Annotated in this window: 18 protein-coding genes; 15 read left to right on the top strand and 3 right to left on the bottom strand. The window is 72.3% G+C overall.

The window, feature by feature from the left end; translation table 11 throughout:
• Nucleotides 1–13: 13 nt before the first annotated feature.
• The 12 genes from puhA (at nt 14) to AC5JJ1_RS18390 (ending at nt 10785) form a co-directional block, all read left to right on the top strand.
• Complete coding sequence (puhA, locus tag AC5JJ1_RS18335; RefSeq protein ID WP_495786551.1) at nt 14–790, top strand: photosynthetic reaction center subunit H; 777 nt, start codon at nt 14–16, stop codon at nt 788–790.
• 14 nt (nt 791–804) lie between these two features.
• Nucleotides 805–1455: a photosynthetic complex putative assembly protein PuhB gene (gene puhB / locus AC5JJ1_RS18340; RefSeq protein ID WP_495786552.1), complete on the top strand. Its 651-nt coding sequence runs from the start codon at nt 805–807 to the stop codon at nt 1453–1455.
• Between the two features lie 11 nt (nt 1456–1466).
• Nucleotides 1467–1925: a photosynthetic complex assembly protein PuhC gene (gene puhC, locus AC5JJ1_RS18345; protein WP_495786553.1), complete on the top strand. Its 459-nt coding sequence runs from the start codon at nt 1467–1469 to the stop codon at nt 1923–1925.
• Nucleotides 1922–2233: a hypothetical protein gene (locus AC5JJ1_RS18350; protein WP_495786554.1), complete on the top strand. Its 312-nt coding sequence runs from the start codon at nt 1922–1924 to the stop codon at nt 2231–2233. Before puhC ends, AC5JJ1_RS18350 begins: the two co-directional genes overlap by 4 nt.
• On the top strand, nt 2230–3303 hold the full coding sequence (gene acsF / locus AC5JJ1_RS18355) for a magnesium-protoporphyrin IX monomethyl ester (oxidative) cyclase (protein WP_495786555.1): 1074 nt from the start codon (nt 2230–2232) through the stop codon (nt 3301–3303). Before AC5JJ1_RS18350 ends, acsF begins: the two co-directional genes overlap by 4 nt.
• Nucleotides 3304–3318: 15 nt before the next feature.
• Nucleotides 3319–4143, top strand: coding sequence for a putative photosynthetic complex assembly protein PuhE (gene puhE, locus AC5JJ1_RS18360; RefSeq protein ID WP_495786556.1), 825 nt, complete (start codon nt 3319–3321; stop codon nt 4141–4143).
• A 30-nt stretch (nt 4144–4173) separates the two neighbouring features.
• Nucleotides 4174–5385, top strand: a complete 1212-nt coding sequence (hemA, locus tag AC5JJ1_RS18365) for a 5-aminolevulinate synthase (protein WP_495786557.1) — start codon at nt 4174–4176, stop codon at nt 5383–5385.
• 102 nt (nt 5386–5487) lie between these two features.
• On the top strand, nt 5488–5760 hold the full coding sequence (locus tag AC5JJ1_RS18370; RefSeq protein WP_495786558.1) for a high-potential iron-sulfur protein: 273 nt from the start codon (nt 5488–5490) through the stop codon (nt 5758–5760).
• A 49-nt stretch (nt 5761–5809) separates the two neighbouring features.
• On the top strand, nt 5810–6832 hold the full coding sequence (bchI, locus tag AC5JJ1_RS18375) for a magnesium chelatase ATPase subunit I (protein WP_495786559.1): 1023 nt from the start codon (nt 5810–5812) through the stop codon (nt 6830–6832).
• Complete coding sequence (locus AC5JJ1_RS18380) at nt 6829–8535, top strand: magnesium chelatase subunit D (RefSeq protein WP_495786560.1); 1707 nt, start codon at nt 6829–6831, stop codon at nt 8533–8535. Before bchI ends, AC5JJ1_RS18380 begins: the two co-directional genes overlap by 4 nt.
• Before the next feature lie 49 nt (nt 8536–8584).
• Nucleotides 8585–9481: an alpha/beta fold hydrolase BchO gene (gene bchO, locus AC5JJ1_RS18385; protein ID WP_495786561.1), complete on the top strand. Its 897-nt coding sequence runs from the start codon at nt 8585–8587 to the stop codon at nt 9479–9481.
• Nucleotides 9478–10785, top strand: a complete 1308-nt coding sequence (locus AC5JJ1_RS18390) for a DUF3422 family protein (RefSeq protein WP_495786562.1) — start codon at nt 9478–9480, stop codon at nt 10783–10785. The genes bchO and AC5JJ1_RS18390 overlap by 4 nt, the downstream gene beginning before the upstream one ends.
• Here the strand turns inward: AC5JJ1_RS18390 and AC5JJ1_RS18395 are convergent.
• Nucleotides 10763–12250: an alpha/beta hydrolase gene (locus tag AC5JJ1_RS18395; protein ID WP_495786563.1), complete on the bottom strand. Its 1488-nt coding sequence runs from the start codon at nt 12248–12250 to the stop codon at nt 10763–10765. The two genes, AC5JJ1_RS18390 and AC5JJ1_RS18395, sit on opposite strands and share 23 nt — an antisense overlap.
• Before the next feature lie 54 nt (nt 12251–12304).
• Between AC5JJ1_RS18395 and AC5JJ1_RS18400 the strand changes: the two genes are divergently transcribed.
• Genes AC5JJ1_RS18400 through AC5JJ1_RS18410 form a run of 3 tightly spaced genes read left to right on the top strand, consistent with a single transcriptional unit; the run spans nt 12305 to nt 15220 of the window.
• The gene (locus AC5JJ1_RS18400) at nt 12305–13846 is read left to right on the top strand and encodes a phytoene desaturase (RefSeq protein ID WP_495786564.1); all 1542 of its coding nucleotides are present in this window, start codon (nt 12305–12307) and stop codon (nt 13844–13846) included.
• The gene (locus AC5JJ1_RS18405) at nt 13827–14873 is read left to right on the top strand and encodes a phytoene/squalene synthase family protein (protein WP_495786565.1); all 1047 of its coding nucleotides are present in this window, start codon (nt 13827–13829) and stop codon (nt 14871–14873) included. Before AC5JJ1_RS18400 ends, AC5JJ1_RS18405 begins: the two co-directional genes overlap by 20 nt.
• Before the next feature lie 20 nt (nt 14874–14893).
• On the top strand, nt 14894–15220 hold the full coding sequence (locus AC5JJ1_RS18410; protein ID WP_495786566.1) for a hypothetical protein: 327 nt from the start codon (nt 14894–14896) through the stop codon (nt 15218–15220).
• Here the strand turns inward: AC5JJ1_RS18410 and AC5JJ1_RS18415 are convergent.
• Entirely contained in the window at nt 15209–15457 is a 249-nt protein-coding gene (locus AC5JJ1_RS18415) for a hypothetical protein (protein WP_495786567.1), read from the bottom strand. The two genes, AC5JJ1_RS18410 and AC5JJ1_RS18415, sit on opposite strands and share 12 nt — an antisense overlap.
• Before the next feature lie 66 nt (nt 15458–15523).
• Nucleotides 15524–16309 (bottom strand): DUF2189 domain-containing protein, encoded by a 786-nt coding sequence (locus AC5JJ1_RS18420; RefSeq protein WP_495786568.1) that lies wholly within the window; start codon nt 16307–16309, stop codon nt 15524–15526.
• Between the last annotated feature and the right edge of the window lie 160 nt (nt 16310–16469).

Raw genomic sequence — 16469 nt, forward strand, 5'->3', positions numbered from 1 at the left:
AAGGAACGCCGTCATGCAAACCGGTGCCATCACCAGCTACATCGACGTGGCGCAGGTCGCGCTCTACGTCTTCTGGTTCTTCTTCGCCGGCCTCATCCTCTATCTCCACCGGGAGGACAAGCGCGAGGGCTACCCGCTCGAGAACGAACGGTCGCCCTACGTGACGGTGCAGGGCTTCCCGGCGATCCCGGCGCCGAAGGCCCTCAAGCTCGCGCATGAGGGCCACCGGATCCCGCGCCCGCAGGAGCGGAATCTCGATGGCCTCCTCATCCCGACGGCCGCCTGGCCCGGCGCGCCGATGCAGCCGCTCGGCGACCCGATGCAGGACGGCGTCGGCCCCGCTTCCTACGCGCTCCGTGCCGAGGTGCCGGACGTCACCTTCGACGAGCAGCTGCCGAAGATCGTCCCGCTCCGCGCCGCGACCGGCTACTACCTCGCAGCGCAGGACCCCGACCCGCGCGGCTACCAGGTCGTCACCGCCGATGGCCGCATCGCCGGCACGGTGGTCGACTGCTGGGTCGACCGCTCAGAGACGGTGGTCCGCTACCTCGAGGCCGATGCGGAGGGCTCCGCCGGCGCCCGCCGCGTCGTCTTCCCGATGGCGCTCGCCCGTGTCGATCCGAAGCGCCGCATCGTCAAGGTCGTCTCCGTCCTCTCGAACCAGTTCGTCGAGGCACCGATGCTGAAGGATGCCGACACGATCACGCTGCGCGAGGAGGACCGCATCAGCGGCTACTTCGCCGGCGGCCACATGTATGCGACGCCGCAGCGCCTCGGCCCACTCATCTGAGGGAGACCACGACCGTGCAGGAACACGAGCTTGAGCCGGTCTGGGGGCTGCCCCAGCGGCCACCCGCCGACGAGACCATCCTGTGGCAGGGCGCGCCCGACTGGCGCACCTATGCCCGGCGCGGCCTGCATCTTCGCGGCCTTGCGCTCTACTTCTCGCTGCTGCTCGGCGCCCGCTGCGCCGCCTCGCTGATGGATGGCGCGAGCCTGCCTGTCGCGCTGCGCGACGCCGCCTGGTTCCTGCCGCTGGCCGCGACAGCATTGGGGCTGGCCCTGCTGCTCGCCGTGCTGGTGGCGCGCACCAGCGTCTATACCATCACCAGCCGGCGGATCGTCTTTCGCATCGGCATCGCATTGTCGATGACGGTGAACATCCCCTTCGCCGCCATCGAGGCCGCGGCACTGCGGCGCCATGCCGATGGCAGCGGCGACCTCACGCTGACAATCTCGCCGAAGCAGCGCGTTTCCTACATCTTCTTCTGGCCGCATGTCCGTCCTTGGCGCTACGCTCAGCCCGAGCCTGCGCTGCGCGCGATCCCCGATGTGGATGCGGTGGCGCAGGTCCTGTCGCGGGCCCTGGCCGCGGCGGCTGCGATGCCGGTTCGGCCGGTCGCTGCCGCCGCCTCCGCCGGGGCCACAACCGGCCCGCAGACGGCCGCGGCCTGAGGAGAGGGAGGATGAGCAGCCATTCCCACGACGCGGCGGTGTCACGCGTTCCGCTGATCGGCGCCTGTGCGCTCATCCTCACCGTCCTCGTCGCCACCGGCCTCGGGCGGATGACCGGCGCAGGAACCAGCACGCCGCAGAGCGAGACGCCGGTGCTGGCACGGATGCTCGGCTTCGAGGACCGTGCCGACGGCGCCATCCTCGTCCGCGACGCCGAGGCCGGCCGGGACATCGCCGTTCTGGAGCCCGGCAGCAACGGCTTCATCCGCGGCGTCCTCCGCGCCCTGGTCCGCGACCGCCGCCGCGAGGAGATCGGTGGACATGCGCCTTTCCGCCTCGCCGCCTGGCCCGATGGTCGCCTGACGCTGGAAGACCCGGCGACGGGCACGCGGATCGGCATCGAGGCCTTCGGGCCGACCAATGTGGACTCCTTTGCCCGCCTGCTCGTCGCAGGAAGGACCTCGCCATGAGCCTCAGCCTTCTCTCCCGCCTCACCGGCGGCCGCCATTTCGAGGTGCCCTGCACCGTCGATATCGAGCAGAGCTTTGACAGCCTGCATGCCCATGCCATTCCGGAAGGCGTGCAGCTCCGCCCCGGCGACCGCGTCGTCGTCCACGGCATGCCGGCCGCCATCGGCTATGGCGAGACGATGAGCTTCGAGGCCCGCGCCACCGTCATCCGCGCCGGCTGGCTGGAGCGCGCCTGGACCGAGGCCTCCGCCATCCTGGAGCTGACCGAACTCTACCATTGCGGCTTCGAGCCCAAGGAAGCGCCATGAACGCCGTAACCCCCGCGCCCCGCCGGCCGGTCAATGCCGTCACCCGCGAGGCGACGACCGACACCGTCCTCAGCCCGCGCTTCTACACCACCGATTTCGACGCCATGGACCGTATCGATGTCGGCAGCCTCCGCGCCGAGTGGGACGCGCTGATGGCCGAGTTCCACGCCGACCCGAACAAGGGCCATTTCGTCCGCAACGAGGCCTTCGACGAGTTCAGGCTCGACGCCCTGCCGGAGCCGCTGCAGAAGGAGCTGGTGGAGTTCCTCGTCAGCTCCGTCACCGCCGAATTCTCCGGCTGCGTGCTCTATGCCGAGATCAGGAAGCGGGTGAAGAATCCCGACATGAAGGACCTCTTCGGCGTGATGAGCCGCGACGAGGCGCGCCACGCCGGCTTCATCAACGACGCGCTGAAGGATATCGGCATCGGCGTCGATCTCGGCTTCCTCACCAAGGCGAAGAAGTACCACTACTTCCAGCCGAAGTTCATCTTCTACGCCACCTACCTGTCGGAGAAGATCGGCTACGCCCGCTACATCACCATCTTCCGCCAGTTCGAGCGGCATCCGGAGCTCCGCTTCCACCCGATCTTCCTGTGGTTCGAAAAGTGGTGCAACGACGAGTTCCGCCACGGCGAGGCCTTCGCCCTGCTGATGCGCGCCAACCCGAAGCTGCTCCAGGGCGGCAACAAGCTCTGGGTGAAGTTCTTCCAGCTCGCCGTCTATGCGACCATGTATGTCCGCGACCATGCGAGGCCGGAGTTCCACAAGGCCCTCGGCATGACGCCGACCGACTACGACTACCAGGTCTTCGACACCTGCACCGAGATCTGCAAGCAGGTCTTCCCGGTCACGCTCGACACCGACCATCCGGCCATGCGCCGCGGCTTCGACCGCCTCTTCCGCATCACGCAGAAGATGGCGGCGGCCAAGGCGCGCGGCGGGATCATCGGCCGCCTGCAGCGCGCCGGGCTCGGCGCCGCCGCGGCTGCCACCTTCGCGCGGCTCTACCTCCTCCCGGGCAAGCATGCGGCGCTGCCGGCGCAGATCCGCATGGCGCCCGCCTGGTAGGAGCGGCACCGCGTTATGGCCGATTACGGTTTGCCCGCCCTCTATGCGCTGTTCGTCTGGTGGTTCAGCACCGGGGCGATCATCTGGCTGGACGGGCTGCCGGCACGGACCTATCGGCGCAGCATGCTGGGCGCGACGGTGATGCTCGTCGCCGCGCTCTGCGGCCTTGCCGCCAGCAGCGCGGATCCATCGCCGATCGGCGCCTATTGCGCCTTCACCTGCGGGCTGCTCGCCTGGGCCTGGCAGGAGATGGCCTTCCTGATGGGCTTCGTAACCGGCCCGAGCCGCGAGCGCTGCCCGGAGGGCTGCACCGGCTGGCCGCGCTTCCGCCTCGCGGTGCTGACGATCCTCTACCATGAGCTGGCGATCATCGCGGGCGCCGTGGCCGTGCTGGCGCTCACTTGGGGCGGGCCGAACCAGATCGGCACCTGGACCTTCCTGTTGCTCTGGGGCATGCGGCAGAGCGCCAAGCTGAACGTTTTCCTCGGCGTCAGGAACCTGAACGAGCAGTTCCTGCCGCCGCCGATGCAGTATCTCGGCAGCTTCTTCGCCCGCAAGCCGATGAACCTGCTCTTCCCGCTTTCCGTCACCGGCGGCACCCTGCTCTGCGCCTGGTTCTTCCATGGCGCGCTCGCCGTCGACGCCAGCGACTTCCAGGCGGCGGGATACACCTTCCTCGGCGTGCTGACCGCGCTCGCCATCCTCGAACACTGGTTCCTCGTCCTCCCCATTCCGGCAGAGGCGCTCTGGAACTGGAGCATGAAGTCACGCCGCCCGGCCGTACCGGCCGCGGCGGAGGCGGTGCCGCAGCGCCTCCACGCGCTGCGCCCCGCTGCCTGAAGCCATAGGCCCTGAAAGGGAGAGGGGACGATGAACTACGAGGCGTTCTTCCGGAAGCAGATCAGTGCCCTTCACCGCGAGGGCCGCTACCGCGTCTTCGCCGACCTCGAACGCCAGGCCGGCGCCTTCCCCTATGCGACGCATCACCGGCCGCGCGGCCAGCAGCAGGTCACCGTCTGGTGTTCCAACGACTATCTCGGCATGGGCCAGCACCCGAAGGTGCTCGCGGCGATGCACGAGGCGCTCGACAAGTGCGGCGCCGGCGCCGGCGGCACGCGCAACATCGCCGGCACCAACCACTACCATGTCATGCTGGAGCGCGAACTCGCCGACCTCCACGGCACGGAGGCTGCGCTGCTCTTCAACAGCGGCTACATGTCGAACTGGGCAACGCTCTCGACGCTCGCCTCGCGCATGCCCGGCTGTGTCATCGTCTCCGACGAGCTGAACCACGCCTCGATGATCGAGGGCATCCGCCACAGCCGCGCCGAGCGCCGCGTCTTCGCCCATAACGACCCGGCCGACCTCCGCCGCATCCTGTCGGAGATCGACCCGGAGACGCCGAAGCTCGTCGCCTTCGAGAGCGTCTACTCGATGGATGGCGACATCGCCCCGATTGCCGAGCTCTGCGACATCGCCGACGAGTACGGCGCGATGACCTATATCGACGAGGTCCATGCCGTCGGCCTTTACGGCAGGCGCGGTGGCGGCGTGACGGAGCGCGACGGCGTCGCCCATCGCCTCACCGTCATCGAGGGCACGCTGGCCAAGGCCTTCGGCGTGGTCGGCGGCTACATCGCCGGGTCCGCCGCGATGTGCGACTTCGTCCGCTCCTATGCCTCGGGCTTCATCTTCACCACCTCCATGCCGCCCGCGGCGGCGGCCGGCGTCATCGCCAGCATCCGCCACCTGAAGGAGAGCAGCGCCGAGCGCGACCTGCTGCATGCGAACGCCTCGCAACTCCGCGCCAAGCTCGACGCCGCCGGCGTGCCGCATCTCGAGAACCCGAGCCACATCGTCCCGGTGATGGTGCGGGACCCGGTGATCTGTAAGCAGATCAGCGACCTGCTGCTGGACCACTACGGAATCTACGTCCAGCCGATCAACTACCCGACCGTCCCGCGCGGCACGGAGCGGCTGCGCTTCACCCCCGGCCCGCTGCACAGCGCGGCGGATATCGACCACCTCGTCGCCTCGCTGTCTGAGATCTGGTCGCAGTTCAGCCTGCAGCGCGCTGCTTGAGAATCATTCTCATGGAACGAAATCCACCCTCCGAACGCTTGGCAAATCCGTCAGAACGCCCAAGCTTGGCGTGCCGGCCAATCGGAGGAGATTTTTCACGTGATGGACAAGCGTTCCAAACCGCAGGCTCGCCGCGAATTCCTGCAGCGGACCGGTCTTCAGGTCGCCGGGCTTGCCGCCCTGGCGCCGGTCGTCGCCTCGCAGGCGAAGGCGCAGGACAAGCTCGCTCCCGAGATGGTGATGTACCAGACGCAGCCGAAGGAAGGCCAGCAGTGCAGCCAGTGCCTGCACTTCCAGCCGCCGAATGCCTGCGCCATCGTCAACGGCGAGATCAAGCCGGAAGGCTGGTGCGCCGTCTGGGCCGCCAAGGGCTGACGACACCCCGGCGCGGCCGTCCTGCCGCGCCGGCCCGAGGCCTCCGCCCATGACCGGGCGGCGCGCCTTTCCCTTCTCGGCCATCGTCGGCCAGGAGGAGATGAAGCTGGCGATCCTCATCGCCGCGATCGACCCCGGCATCGGCGGCGTGCTCGTCTTCGGCGACCGCGGCACCGGCAAGTCCACTGCCATCCGCGCCCTTGCCGCCCTGCTGCCCGAGATGCCCGTGGTCGAGGGCTGTGCCTATCGCTGCGACCCGGGCGACGAGGCCACGCTCTGCGCCGACTGCCGCAGCCGCCGCCCGCTCCGCGCCGCCATGGCGCCCGTGCCGGTCGTCGACCTGCCGCTCGGCGCGACGGAGGACCGCGTCCTCGGCGCCCTCGACATCCAGCGCGCCCTGGCCGAGGGAGTGAAAAGCTTCGAGCCTGGCCTCCTCGCCCGCGCCCATCGCGGCTTCCTCTATATCGACGAGGTGAACCTCCTCGAGGACCACCTCGTCGACCTGTTGCTCGACGTCGCCGCCTCCGGCGAGAATGTGGTGGAGCGCGAGGGCCTCTCCATCCGCCACCCCGCCCGCTTCGTCCTGGTCGGCAGCGGCAACCCGGAGGAGGGCGAGCTCCGCCCGCAGCTGCTCGACCGCTTCGGCCTCTCGGTCGAGGTGACGACCCCGCGCGACCTGCCGAGCCGCATCGAGGTCATCCGCCGCCGCGACTCCTTCGAGCGCGACCCGGCCGGCTTCATCGCCCATTGGTCCGGCGCGGAAGCCGAGCTGCGCCGCCGCATCCTCACCGCCCGCACCCGCCTGGCCGACATCGCCCTGCCCGATGCCGCGCTGGAGCGCGCTGCCCGGCTCTGCCTCGCCCTCGGCACGGACGGCCTCCGCGGCGAGCTGACGCTGATCCGCGCCGCCCGGGCGCTGGCCGCCTTCGAGGGCGAGGCGGAGGTGGACGATGCCGCCCTCCGGCGCGTCGCCCCGCCCGCCCTCCGCCACCGGCTGCGCCGCAACCCTCTGGACGAGGCCGTCTCCACCACCCGGGTCGAACGCGCCATCGCGGAAGTCTTCGCCGCGTGACTGCGGATGGTCCCGAGCCCTGGGCCTATGCGCTGAGGGCCGCCGCCCTCCTGGCCATCGACCCGGCCGGGCTCGGCGGCGCCGCCCTCCGCGCCCCGCCCGGTCCGGTGCGGGAGGCATGGCTCGCCCGGTTTCGCGCCCTGCTGCCGCCGGCGACGCCCTGGCGCCGCCTGCCCCTCGGCATCGCCGATTCGCGCCTGCTCGGCGGCCTCGACCTCACCGCGACGCTCCAGGCCGGCCGCCCGATCGCGGAGCGCGGCCTGCTGGCCGAGGCGGATGGCGGCATCCTGCTGCTGGCCATGGCCGAGCGCCTGGAGCCCGGCACGGCCGCCCGCCTCGCCGCCGCGCTCGACACTGGCGAGGTCGCCGCCGAACGCGACGGCCTGACCCTCCGTACCCCCACCCGCCTGGCCCTGATCGCCCTCGACGAGGGGATCGAGCCGGAGGAAGCCCCGCCCGCGGCGCTGCTCGACCGCCTGGCGCTCCGCCTGGACCTTTCGGCGATCCCGCCCGCTGCGAAGGGGCCGGCACCCAGCGCCGGCCAGGTCATCGCCGCCCGCGCCCTGCTGCCCCGCATCGCCGCCGGCCCCGACGTGCTGGAGGCGCTCTGCGCCACCGCTGCCGCCCTCGGCATCGACAGCCTCCGCCCGCCCCTGCTGGCGCTCCGCCTCGCCCGCGCCGCCGCCGCCCTGGCCGGCCGCGAGGCCGTGGCCGAGGAGGACGCCGCGCTCGCGGCCCGCCTCGTCCTCGGCCCCCGCGCCACCCAGGCCCCGCCCGCCCCGGAGGCCGAGGCACCGCCGCCCCCACCCCCTCCGCCCGAGACGGCCGAGGACCAGCCGCCCCAGCCCACGCCGGAGCAGCTCGGCGACATCCTCCTCGCCGCCGCCGAGGCCGCCATCCCCGTCGGGCTGCTGGACCAGCTCCGCCTCGCCCCCGCCCGCAGCCGCACCCAGGGCAAGTCCGGCACCCGCCGTGCCTCGCCGCATCGCGGCCGGCCGATCGGCAGCCGCCCCGGCGAGCTGCGCGGCGGCGCCCGCCTCGCCCTGGTCGATACCCTCCGTGCCGCCGCCCCCTGGCAGCGCCTCCGCGGGGCCGGCCCCCGCCTGCGTATCGCGCGCGAGGACATCCGCATCCGCCGCTTCCAGCAGCGCGCGGAGACGGCAACGCTCTTCCTCGTCGATGCCTCCGGCTCCGCCGCCCTGCACCGCCTGGCCGAGGCCAAGGGCGCCGTCGAGCTGCTGCTCGCCGAGTGCTACATCCGCCGCGACCGCGTCGCCTTGCTCGCCTTCCGCGGCACCGGCGCCGAGCTGCTGCTGCCGCCGACCCATTCCCTCGTCCGTGCCCGGCGCAGCCTCGCCGCCATGCCTGGCGGTGGCGGCACCCCCATCGCCGCCGCGCTGGACGAGGCCCTGGCGCTCGCGGATGCCATCCAGCGGCGCGGCCAGACCCCGCTGCTGGTACTGCTGACCGATGGCCGCGCCAACATCGCCCGCGACGGCAAGCCCGGCCGCGAGCGCGCCATGGCCGAGGCGCTGGAGGCCGCCCGCGCCCTCCGCGCCGCCCGCATCACCGCGCTTCTGGTCGACACCTCGCCCCGGCCGCAGGAGGCCGGCCGCCAGCTCGCCGCCGCCATGGGCGGCCGCTACATCCCATTGCCCTATGCCGATGCCGCCGCCATCTCCCGGGCCGTGAGAACAGCATGAGGCCGGCCGATCCACGCCCGCGCCGGCGCTGCGGCGACCGGACAACGGCATGAGCAACCGCCCGGACTGGGCAACCGACGGCCGGGACTGGCCGAACCGCGCCGCCAGCCGCTTCGTCAGGGCCGCCGGCTTCGGCTGGCATGTCCAGGTGGCAGGGGAGGGGCCGGTGCTGCTCCTCGCCCATGGCACCGGCGCCGCGACCCATTCCTGGCGCGGCCTGCTGCCGTTGCTCGCCCGCCACTTCACGGTCGTCGCGCCCGACCTGCCCGGCCATGGCTTCACCGACACGCCCGCCGGCACCCGTCTTTCCCTGCCGATGATGGCCCGCGCGCTGACCGAGCTGACGCGGGCGCTCGGCCTGCCGCCGGCGCTGGCCGCCGGCCATTCCGCCGGCACCCCGATCCTGGCCCGGATGACGCTCGATGGCGGCATCGCCCCGCGCGCCATCATCGGCATCAACGCCGCGCTGATGCCCTTCGAGGGCTTCGCCGGCCAGGTCTTCTCGCCCATCGCCCGCCTGCTGGCCGGCCTGCCGATCGTCCCTTGGGCCTTCGCCCGCCGCGCCGCCGAGCGCAGCGTCGTCGAGCGCCTGTTGCGCGACACCGGCTCCGCCCTCGACCCGCAAGGGGTCGAGCTCTACGCCCGGCTCGTCCGCCGCCCGGCCCATGTTGCCGCCGCCCTCGGCATGATGGCGAACTGGGACTTGCACCCTGTCCTCCGCGACCTCCGCCGCCTCAGGCCGCCCCTGGTCCTGCTGGTCGGCGGCGCCGACCGCACCATCCCGCCCGACGATGCCCGCCGGCTGAAGGTGATGCTGCCCGCCATCCGCGTCGTCGCGCTTCCCGGCCTCGGCCATCTGGCGCATGAGGAGGATCCCGGGCGCATCGCCGCCATCGTCACCGGCCTTGCGGAGGAGCTGGGCCTCGCCTCCCTGGCCGAGGCATGATCCTCCCGCCCTCGCATCCCCAGCGCCTCGAGCTGAATGACGAGGTGCATGCCCGCCCGCCCGAGGCCCTGGCCCCGCCGCTCCGCCTCTCCTACCTCGCGCTGCTGACCGACCCGGCCCGGCGCGACGCCTCCTACGAGGCGGTCGTGGACCTCGCCCGCCGCTCCGCCATCCCGCCGCCGCTGCCCGGCGCCAGCCATTTCAGCGCCGATCTCGGCCCCTTCCGGCTGAAATGGGAGCGCCATACCGAGTTCAGCCGGATCATGGTGATCACCCCCGGCGCGGATCCGGCGGATCCCTTCGCCAGCCCGGCCATCGACGCCCTGCCGCCCGACTGGGTGCAGGCGCTGCCCGGCCAGCTGTTGGTGGCGACGCATCTCGCCCTGCTCCCCGCCGGCGAGGCCGATCCGGACCGGCTCGCCGACCGCCTCTTCGACGGCAACAGCATGATCGGCGGCACGATGAGCGGCGGCGCCGCCCGCGTCTTCACCGATTTCCGCATCCATCCCGGCGGCTTCAGCCGCATCCTGGTCGAGGATATCCGCACCACGCCGCGCCAGGCCGGCCGCCTCATCCAGCGCCTGCTCGAGATCGACACCTACCGGATGCTCGCCCTCCTCGCCCTGCCGCTGGCGCGCGAGCTCGGCCCGCCCATCAGCGCCAGCGAGCGGAAGCTGGCCGACATCACCGAGGCCCTCGTCACCGCCCGCAGCGCCGACGAGCCGGAGCTGCTGGAGAGCCTCACCCGCCTCGCCGCCGAGACCGAGAGCCGCGAGGCCCGCACCCTCTACCGCTTCAGCGCCTCCGAGGCCTATGACGCGCTCGTTCAGCGCCGCATCGCCGAGCTTCGCGAGGGGCGGCTGGAGGGGATGCAGACGCTGCAGGAGTTCATGGAGCGCCGCCTGGCGCCGGCGATGAACACCTGCCGCGCCATGGCCGCCCGGCAGGATGCGCTCTCCCGCCGCGTCGCCCGCGCCACCCAGCTTCTCTCCACGCGGGTCGACCTGACGCGCGAGCAGCAGAACCAGGTCGTGCTGGCCAATATGGACCGGCGCGCCCAGCTCCAGCTCCGCCTGCAGGAGACGGTGGAGGGCCTCTCCGTCGCCGCCATCACCTACTACATCGTCGGGCTGGTGGCCTATGTGGCGAAGGGGCTGAAGGCCGGCGGCCTGCACCTCGATGTCGACCTCGTCACCGGCATCGCCATCCCCGTGGTCGCGGTGGCGGTCGCGCTCGCCATCCGCCAGTTCCGCCACATGGTCACGCGGCGGTCGAAGAACCCTACTCCACCAGCGGAAAGGTAGCGGCGAGCGCCCAGGCCAGGGCCAGCGCATGCCCGATCGCCGCCGGCAGCGGCGTCCCCGTCGCACGCCAGCTCCACCGCCCGACCAGCCCGTAGACGGTGAGGAAGATCAGCATCACCGGCACGATGATGACGAGGAAGAAGAGCCGGCGCGGATCGAGCGCCACGGCGAAGAGCAGCGAGACGAGGAAGGCGAGCTTGGTCGCCGGCGCCGCGAAGCTCGCCGCCCCCGGCCCGCGCACCGCCCATTCGTCGGCGAGGAACCAGGGCAGCGTGCCGCAGAGCATCACCGGCACCAGCCAGGCCCGCGGCCCCGCCGGCAGGAAGCTCGCCAGCAGCAGGTCGATCGCGGCGCCGAAGCCGAGCAGCGCATAGGCCGCGACCCCGGCCGCGCCGATGGCGACGCGCCCCGGCTGCGCCCGGCTCCATCCCGCGCCGCGCCACCAGAGCAGCAGCCCGGTCAGCACGCCGTAGAGCGCGCAGTGCAGCGCGATGTAGTCGCCGAGCAGCAGCGGGAGGAAGCGCCCCGGCACCAGCCGCAGCAGCAGCGGCGTTGCCACCGCCGGCACGAGGGCGACCACCCAGAAGCGCCCCCACCCCATCCCCCCGCCCTCGGCGCCGGCCACCGCCCGCGGCAGCAGCAGGGAGAGCGGCCAGCCCAGCGCCAGCAGCCCGCCGAAGAGCAGCGCCAGCGCCCCGCCGCGGATATCGAGGAAGCCGCCCCCCATCCGCCTGAAGGCGGCATCGAACCAGGCCAGCGATTCCGCCAGCGCATCCCGGCTGTAGAGGATGCCGATATGCTCCACCCCGGCGGCGAGGGCGAAGCGCCGCGCCGTCCCCTCCTCGAAGCGCCCGGTGGTGACGCGCTCCGCCTCCGTTCCCGCCACGCGCCGCGCCGCGTCCCGGAGGAACTGCGCCTCCCAGGCCCCGACCAGCAGCAGCAGGTTGCGCGGCCGGTCCGCCGCTACCTCCGGCCCGAAGCCGGAGAGCGCGACCGTCGCCGCCGCCTCCGGATGCGCCAGCGCCCAGCGCACCACGATATCCGCCGCCATCGAATGCCCGAGCAGCCCGAGCCGCCCGTCGCCAAGCCCCCGCGCCGCCTCCGCCACCCGCCCGAGCGCCGCCATCAGCGCCCCGGCCGCCGCCTTGTCGTTGCTCAGCCCGCCCGCCAGCGGCACCGGGTTCCGCCCATGCCCAGGGAAGTCGAAGGTCACCGCCACATAGCCGCCCCTCGCCAGCGTCACGGCGAAGGCCTGCATCATCTGCTGCGAGCCGGCGAAGCCATGCGCCACGACGACGACCGGCCCCGGCGGCCCCGCCGCCGGCCGGAACACCCGGGCCGGGATCTCCCCGACCGCGAGCGGCGCCTCCGCCACCCCCTCACGCGCCGCCTGCAGCCGCCAGCCGCCGAAGGCCATCGCCGCCAGGGCCAGCAGCGCCACGACCACACCTGCAATTCGTCGCAAGCCTCGTTCTCCGCGCTGGTGGTTTCCGTCAAGCTAGGTTTACACTTGGCATCAATGCCCGACTTTACACCCGCTGCGCCACCCAGCCTGCCCGCCCTGCTCCCGCAGGCCGCGCGACCGCATGCGGTGGTGATCGGCTCCGGCTTCGGCGGGCTGGCCGCCGCCATCCGCCTCGGCGCCCGCGGCTATCGCGTAACGGTGCTGGAACGCCTCGGCGAGCCCGGCGGCCGCGCCCGCACCCATCGGCAGGACGGCTTCACCTTCGATGCCGGCCCGACCATCGTCACCGCGCCCTTCGTGCTGGAGGACCTGTGGTCGCTCTGCGGCCGGCGGATGGCGGACGACATCGACCTGCGCCCGCTCGACCCCTTCTACCGCATCCGCTTCGACAACGGCGCCACCTTCACCTACTCGGGCGACCAGGCGGCGATGCGCGCCCAGGTCGCCGCCTTCAGCTCCGGCGACCTTGCGGGCTATGAGCGATTCATGGCGCAGAGCGCCGAGACCTGCCGCATCGGCTTCGAGCAACTCGGCCATGTGCCCTTCGGCCATTGGAGCGACATGGCCAAGGTCGCTCCCGGCCTGATGCGGCTGCAGGCCTGGCGCAGCGTCTACCGCACCGCCGCCGCGCATTTCCGCGACGAGCGCCTGCGCACCGTCTTCAGCTTCCACCCGCTGCTAATCGGCGGGAATCCCTTCGCCACCAGCGGCATCTACACGCTGATCTCCCACCTGGAGCAGCGCTGGGGCGTGCACTGGGCGATGGGCGGCACCGGCAGCCTGATCCAGGGCTTGGTGCGGCTGATCGAAGGGCAGGGGGGAAACCTGCGCTGCGAGGCCGAGGTCGCCCGCATCGACACCACCGGCCGCCGCGCGACGGGCGTGACGCTCGCCGATGGCGAGACCATCCCCGCCGATGTCGTGGTCTCCAACGCCGATGCGGCCTGGACCTACGGCAAGCTCCTCCCCGGCGTCGCGCGCCGCCGCTGGACGGATGCGAAGCTCGCCCGCGCCCGCTACTCGATGAGCCTCTTCGTCTGGTATTTCGGCACGCGGCGCCGCTACGACTCCGTCGGCCACCATACCATCATGCTCGGCCCGCGCTACCGCGGCCTGCTGCGCGACATCTTCACCCGCAAGCACCTGGCGGAGGATTGCAGCCTCTACCTCCATCGCCCGACCGCGACCGACCCCTCGATGGCGCCGCCCGGTTGCGACGCCTTCTACGTCCTCTCCCCCGTCCCGCATCTCGGCAGCGGCATGGACTGGGAGGCGCAGGCCGAGCCCTATCGCCGCCTCATCGCCCGCCGCCTGCACGAGACGCTGCTGCCCGGCTTCGAGCAGGAGATCGTCACCTCCCGCATCACCACGCCGCAGCATTTCCGCGACGACATGCTCGCCGTCCACGGCGCCGCCTTCGGCCTCGAGCCGGTGCTGACGCAGAGCGCCTGGTTCCGCCCACACAACCGATCGGAGGAGGTGGAGCGCCTCTACCTCGTCGGTGCCGGCACGCATCCCGGCGCCGGCATCCCGGGCGTCATCTCCTCCGCCAAGGTCCTCGACAGCGTGGTGCCGCATGCCTCTGCCCTGGCGTAAGCCTGTCCTCGCCGCAGCCGACCTCGCCGCCTGCCGCGCCCTGTTGCGCGGCGGGTCGAAGAGCTTCCACGCCGCCGGCAAGCTGCTGCCCGCCCGCATCCACGAACCCGCCGCGGCGCTCTACGCCTTCTGCCGCGTCGCCGACGACGAGATCGACGAGGGCGGCGGCCCCGCGGCGCTGACCGCCCTGCACACGCGGCTCGACGCCGCCTATGCCGGCTGCCCGCACCCGTACCCCGCCGACCGTGCGCTCGCCGCCGTCGCCACGCGCTACGCCATCCCCCGTGCCCTGCCGGCCGCCCTGCTCGACGGCTTCGCCTGGGACCAGTCCGGCCGGCAATACGAGACGCTGGCCGAGCTCGAAGCCTATGCCGCCCGCGTCGCCGGCTCGGTCGGCGCCATGATGGCGCTGCTGATGGAGGAGCGCCGGCCGGAGGTGGTGGCCCGCGCCTGCGACCTCGGCGTCGCCATGCAGCTCACCAACATCGCCCGCGATGTCGGCGAGGATGCGCGCAACGGCCGCCTCTACCTGCCCCGCGCCTGGATGCGCGAGGCCGGCCTCGACCCCGAGGCCTGGCTCGCCGCCCCCCGCTTCGATGCACGCCTTGCCACCGTCACCCGGCGCCTGCTCGACGCCGCCGACGCGCTCTACCTCCGCTCAGAGGGCGGCATCGCCTGCCTGCCCGTCTCCTGCCGCCCCGGCATCGGCGCCGCCCGCTTCATCTATGCCGAGATCGGCCGCGCCGTGGAGCGCGCAGGCCTCGACAGCGTCACCCGCCGCGCCGTCGTCCCCAGCCGGCGCAAGGCGGTGCTGCTGGCCCGCAGCCTCGGCGCACTGCTGATGCCCCGCCCGCCGGTCGGCGCCCCGCCGCTCGAGGCGACGCGCTACCTCGTCGAGGCCATCGCCGCCGCCCCGCTGCCCCGCCTGCGCTACCGCGCGCCGGCGCGGTCCTTCGACGAGCGCATCGCCTGGCTCGTCGATCTCTTCACCCGCTTGCAGCAACAGGAAGTGGGCCGAAATAGCTAGGATCACGTGGGAGGCTGAACATGCGCAACCTGCCTGGAATCCTGATGCTCGCCGGCGCTGCCTGGCTCGTCTGGTCCGCCATCGGCCGCCGCCGCCGCGCCCAGGACGCGGCCGCCCGCGGCGTGGCGCCGCCGGCCCTGCACCCCTCGCTCGAGATGATGGGCGGCATCATGCCCCCGCTGGTCAATCTCGGCCTCATCATCGCGGGCGGCCAGGTCGCCTTCGCCTTCTGGCTGACGAACGGCGCCGGGATCTTCGGCCCGCTCGACCTGGTCGGCTTCCTCGTCCTGCTCGCGGCCTACAGCTACTGGCTCGGCATGAAGACCCGCCACCGCCTATCCGCCTGACCCCCGCCACCGCCGCCGCAGGTCGACGAGGTGCGCGACCAGCGCGGCGGTGAGCGCGAGCCCGATCCACCCCCACCAGGCGCCTGCCATCGCCGCCCAGAGCGCCAGCATCAGGCAGGCCCCCGGCGCCAGCAGCGCGAGGATGTCGGCAGGCGGCAATCCCCGCCCGCTCCTGCGATGCAGCGCATACAGCAGCGCCGCCTCTGCCAGCACGAAGCCGAGCAGCAGCGGCGCCACCAACCCATCCGCAAACAACCGGCCCATCCCGCCCCCGCCCCTATCGGACGGGGAGGGTAGCAGCGCTCAGGCCACGACGCGCTTGTAGAGATGCCAGGTCGCATGCCCGAGCAGCGGCATCACCACCGCCAGCCCGATGAAGGCCGGCAGGCTCCCGAGCAGCAGCAGCCCGACGACCAGCAGGCCCCAGGCGGCCATCGCCACCGGATTGGCTAGGCAGGCGCGGACCGAGGTGCGGATCGCCGTCCCGATGCCGACATTCCGGTCGAGCAGCATCGGCACCGACACCACCGTCAGCATCAGCACCGCCACCGCCAGCACGAAGCCCACGGCGTTGCCGATGAGGATCAGCCGATGCCCCTCCGGCGTGTCGAAGACGATCCGCGCCAGCTCGCCGACGGAGGCCGGCACCGGCCCGACCGTCGCCTCGAAGATCGCCCGCGCCGCGATCAGCCAGCCGACGAAGATGGCCATCACCAGCACGCCCATGGCCGCAATGGAGAAGAAGGATGGGCTGCGCACCACGTCGAAGGCGTTGAGCCAGCTTGCCGGCTGCCCCGCCTGCCGCCGCCGGCTGATCTCATACAGCCCGACCGCGGCCACCGGCCCCACCAGCGAGAGCCCCGCGATCAGCGGGAAGAGCAGCGGCAGCAGCTCGCCGCCCCCCGTCGCCCGCGCGGCCAGCAGCCCGACCACGGGATAAAGCACGCAGAGGAAGGCGAGCTGCGTCGGCGTCGCCAGGAAATCGTCGACGCCTTCCCGCAGCGCCTCGCGCAGGTCGTTGATGCCGATCGAACGGATGGTCGGCTCGGCCCGGGCTGCATAGGCTTCGGTCGTCCAGGCTTTTGCCATGGGGTATCCTCCAGTGTTGGAGCCTGACCCCGGACCGGGGTCGGACCGCAAGCGACAGGTGATATATGACTGCCATGGTGTTGATCAGCGTTTCACAGTCCCGCGAGGCGGCTCGGCGATGATGGAAGCCCTCGCCCAGTTCGAATGGGCCCTGATCCTC

Source organism: Belnapia sp., assembly GCF_059504005.1.

Coding starts and splice junctions, on each gene's coding strand:
- puhA (WP_495786551.1), top strand. CDS start 14: ATGCAAACCGGTGCCATCACCAGCTACATCGACGTGGCGCAGGTCGCG.
- puhC (WP_495786553.1), top strand. CDS start 1,467: ATGAGCAGCCATTCCCACGACGCGGCGGTGTCACGCGTTCCGCTGATC.
- AC5JJ1_RS18350 (WP_495786554.1), top strand. CDS start 1,922: ATGAGCCTCAGCCTTCTCTCCCGCCTCACCGGCGGCCGCCATTTCGAG.
- acsF (WP_495786555.1), top strand. CDS start 2,230: ATGAACGCCGTAACCCCCGCGCCCCGCCGGCCGGTCAATGCCGTCACC.
- puhE (WP_495786556.1), top strand. CDS start 3,319: ATGGCCGATTACGGTTTGCCCGCCCTCTATGCGCTGTTCGTCTGGTGG.
- hemA (WP_495786557.1), top strand. CDS start 4,174: ATGAACTACGAGGCGTTCTTCCGGAAGCAGATCAGTGCCCTTCACCGC.
- AC5JJ1_RS18370 (WP_495786558.1), top strand. CDS start 5,488: ATGGACAAGCGTTCCAAACCGCAGGCTCGCCGCGAATTCCTGCAGCGG.
- bchI (WP_495786559.1), top strand. CDS start 5,810: ATGACCGGGCGGCGCGCCTTTCCCTTCTCGGCCATCGTCGGCCAGGAG.
- bchO (WP_495786561.1), top strand. CDS start 8,585: ATGAGCAACCGCCCGGACTGGGCAACCGACGGCCGGGACTGGCCGAAC.
- AC5JJ1_RS18390 (WP_495786562.1), top strand. CDS start 9,478: ATGATCCTCCCGCCCTCGCATCCCCAGCGCCTCGAGCTGAATGACGAG.
- AC5JJ1_RS18400 (WP_495786564.1), top strand. CDS start 12,305: ATGCCCGACTTTACACCCGCTGCGCCACCCAGCCTGCCCGCCCTGCTC.
- AC5JJ1_RS18405 (WP_495786565.1), top strand. CDS start 13,827: ATGCCTCTGCCCTGGCGTAAGCCTGTCCTCGCCGCAGCCGACCTCGCC.
- AC5JJ1_RS18410 (WP_495786566.1), top strand. CDS start 14,894: ATGCGCAACCTGCCTGGAATCCTGATGCTCGCCGGCGCTGCCTGGCTC.
- AC5JJ1_RS18420 (WP_495786568.1), bottom strand. CDS start 16,309: ATGGCAAAAGCCTGGACGACCGAAGCCTATGCAGCCCGGGCCGAGCCG.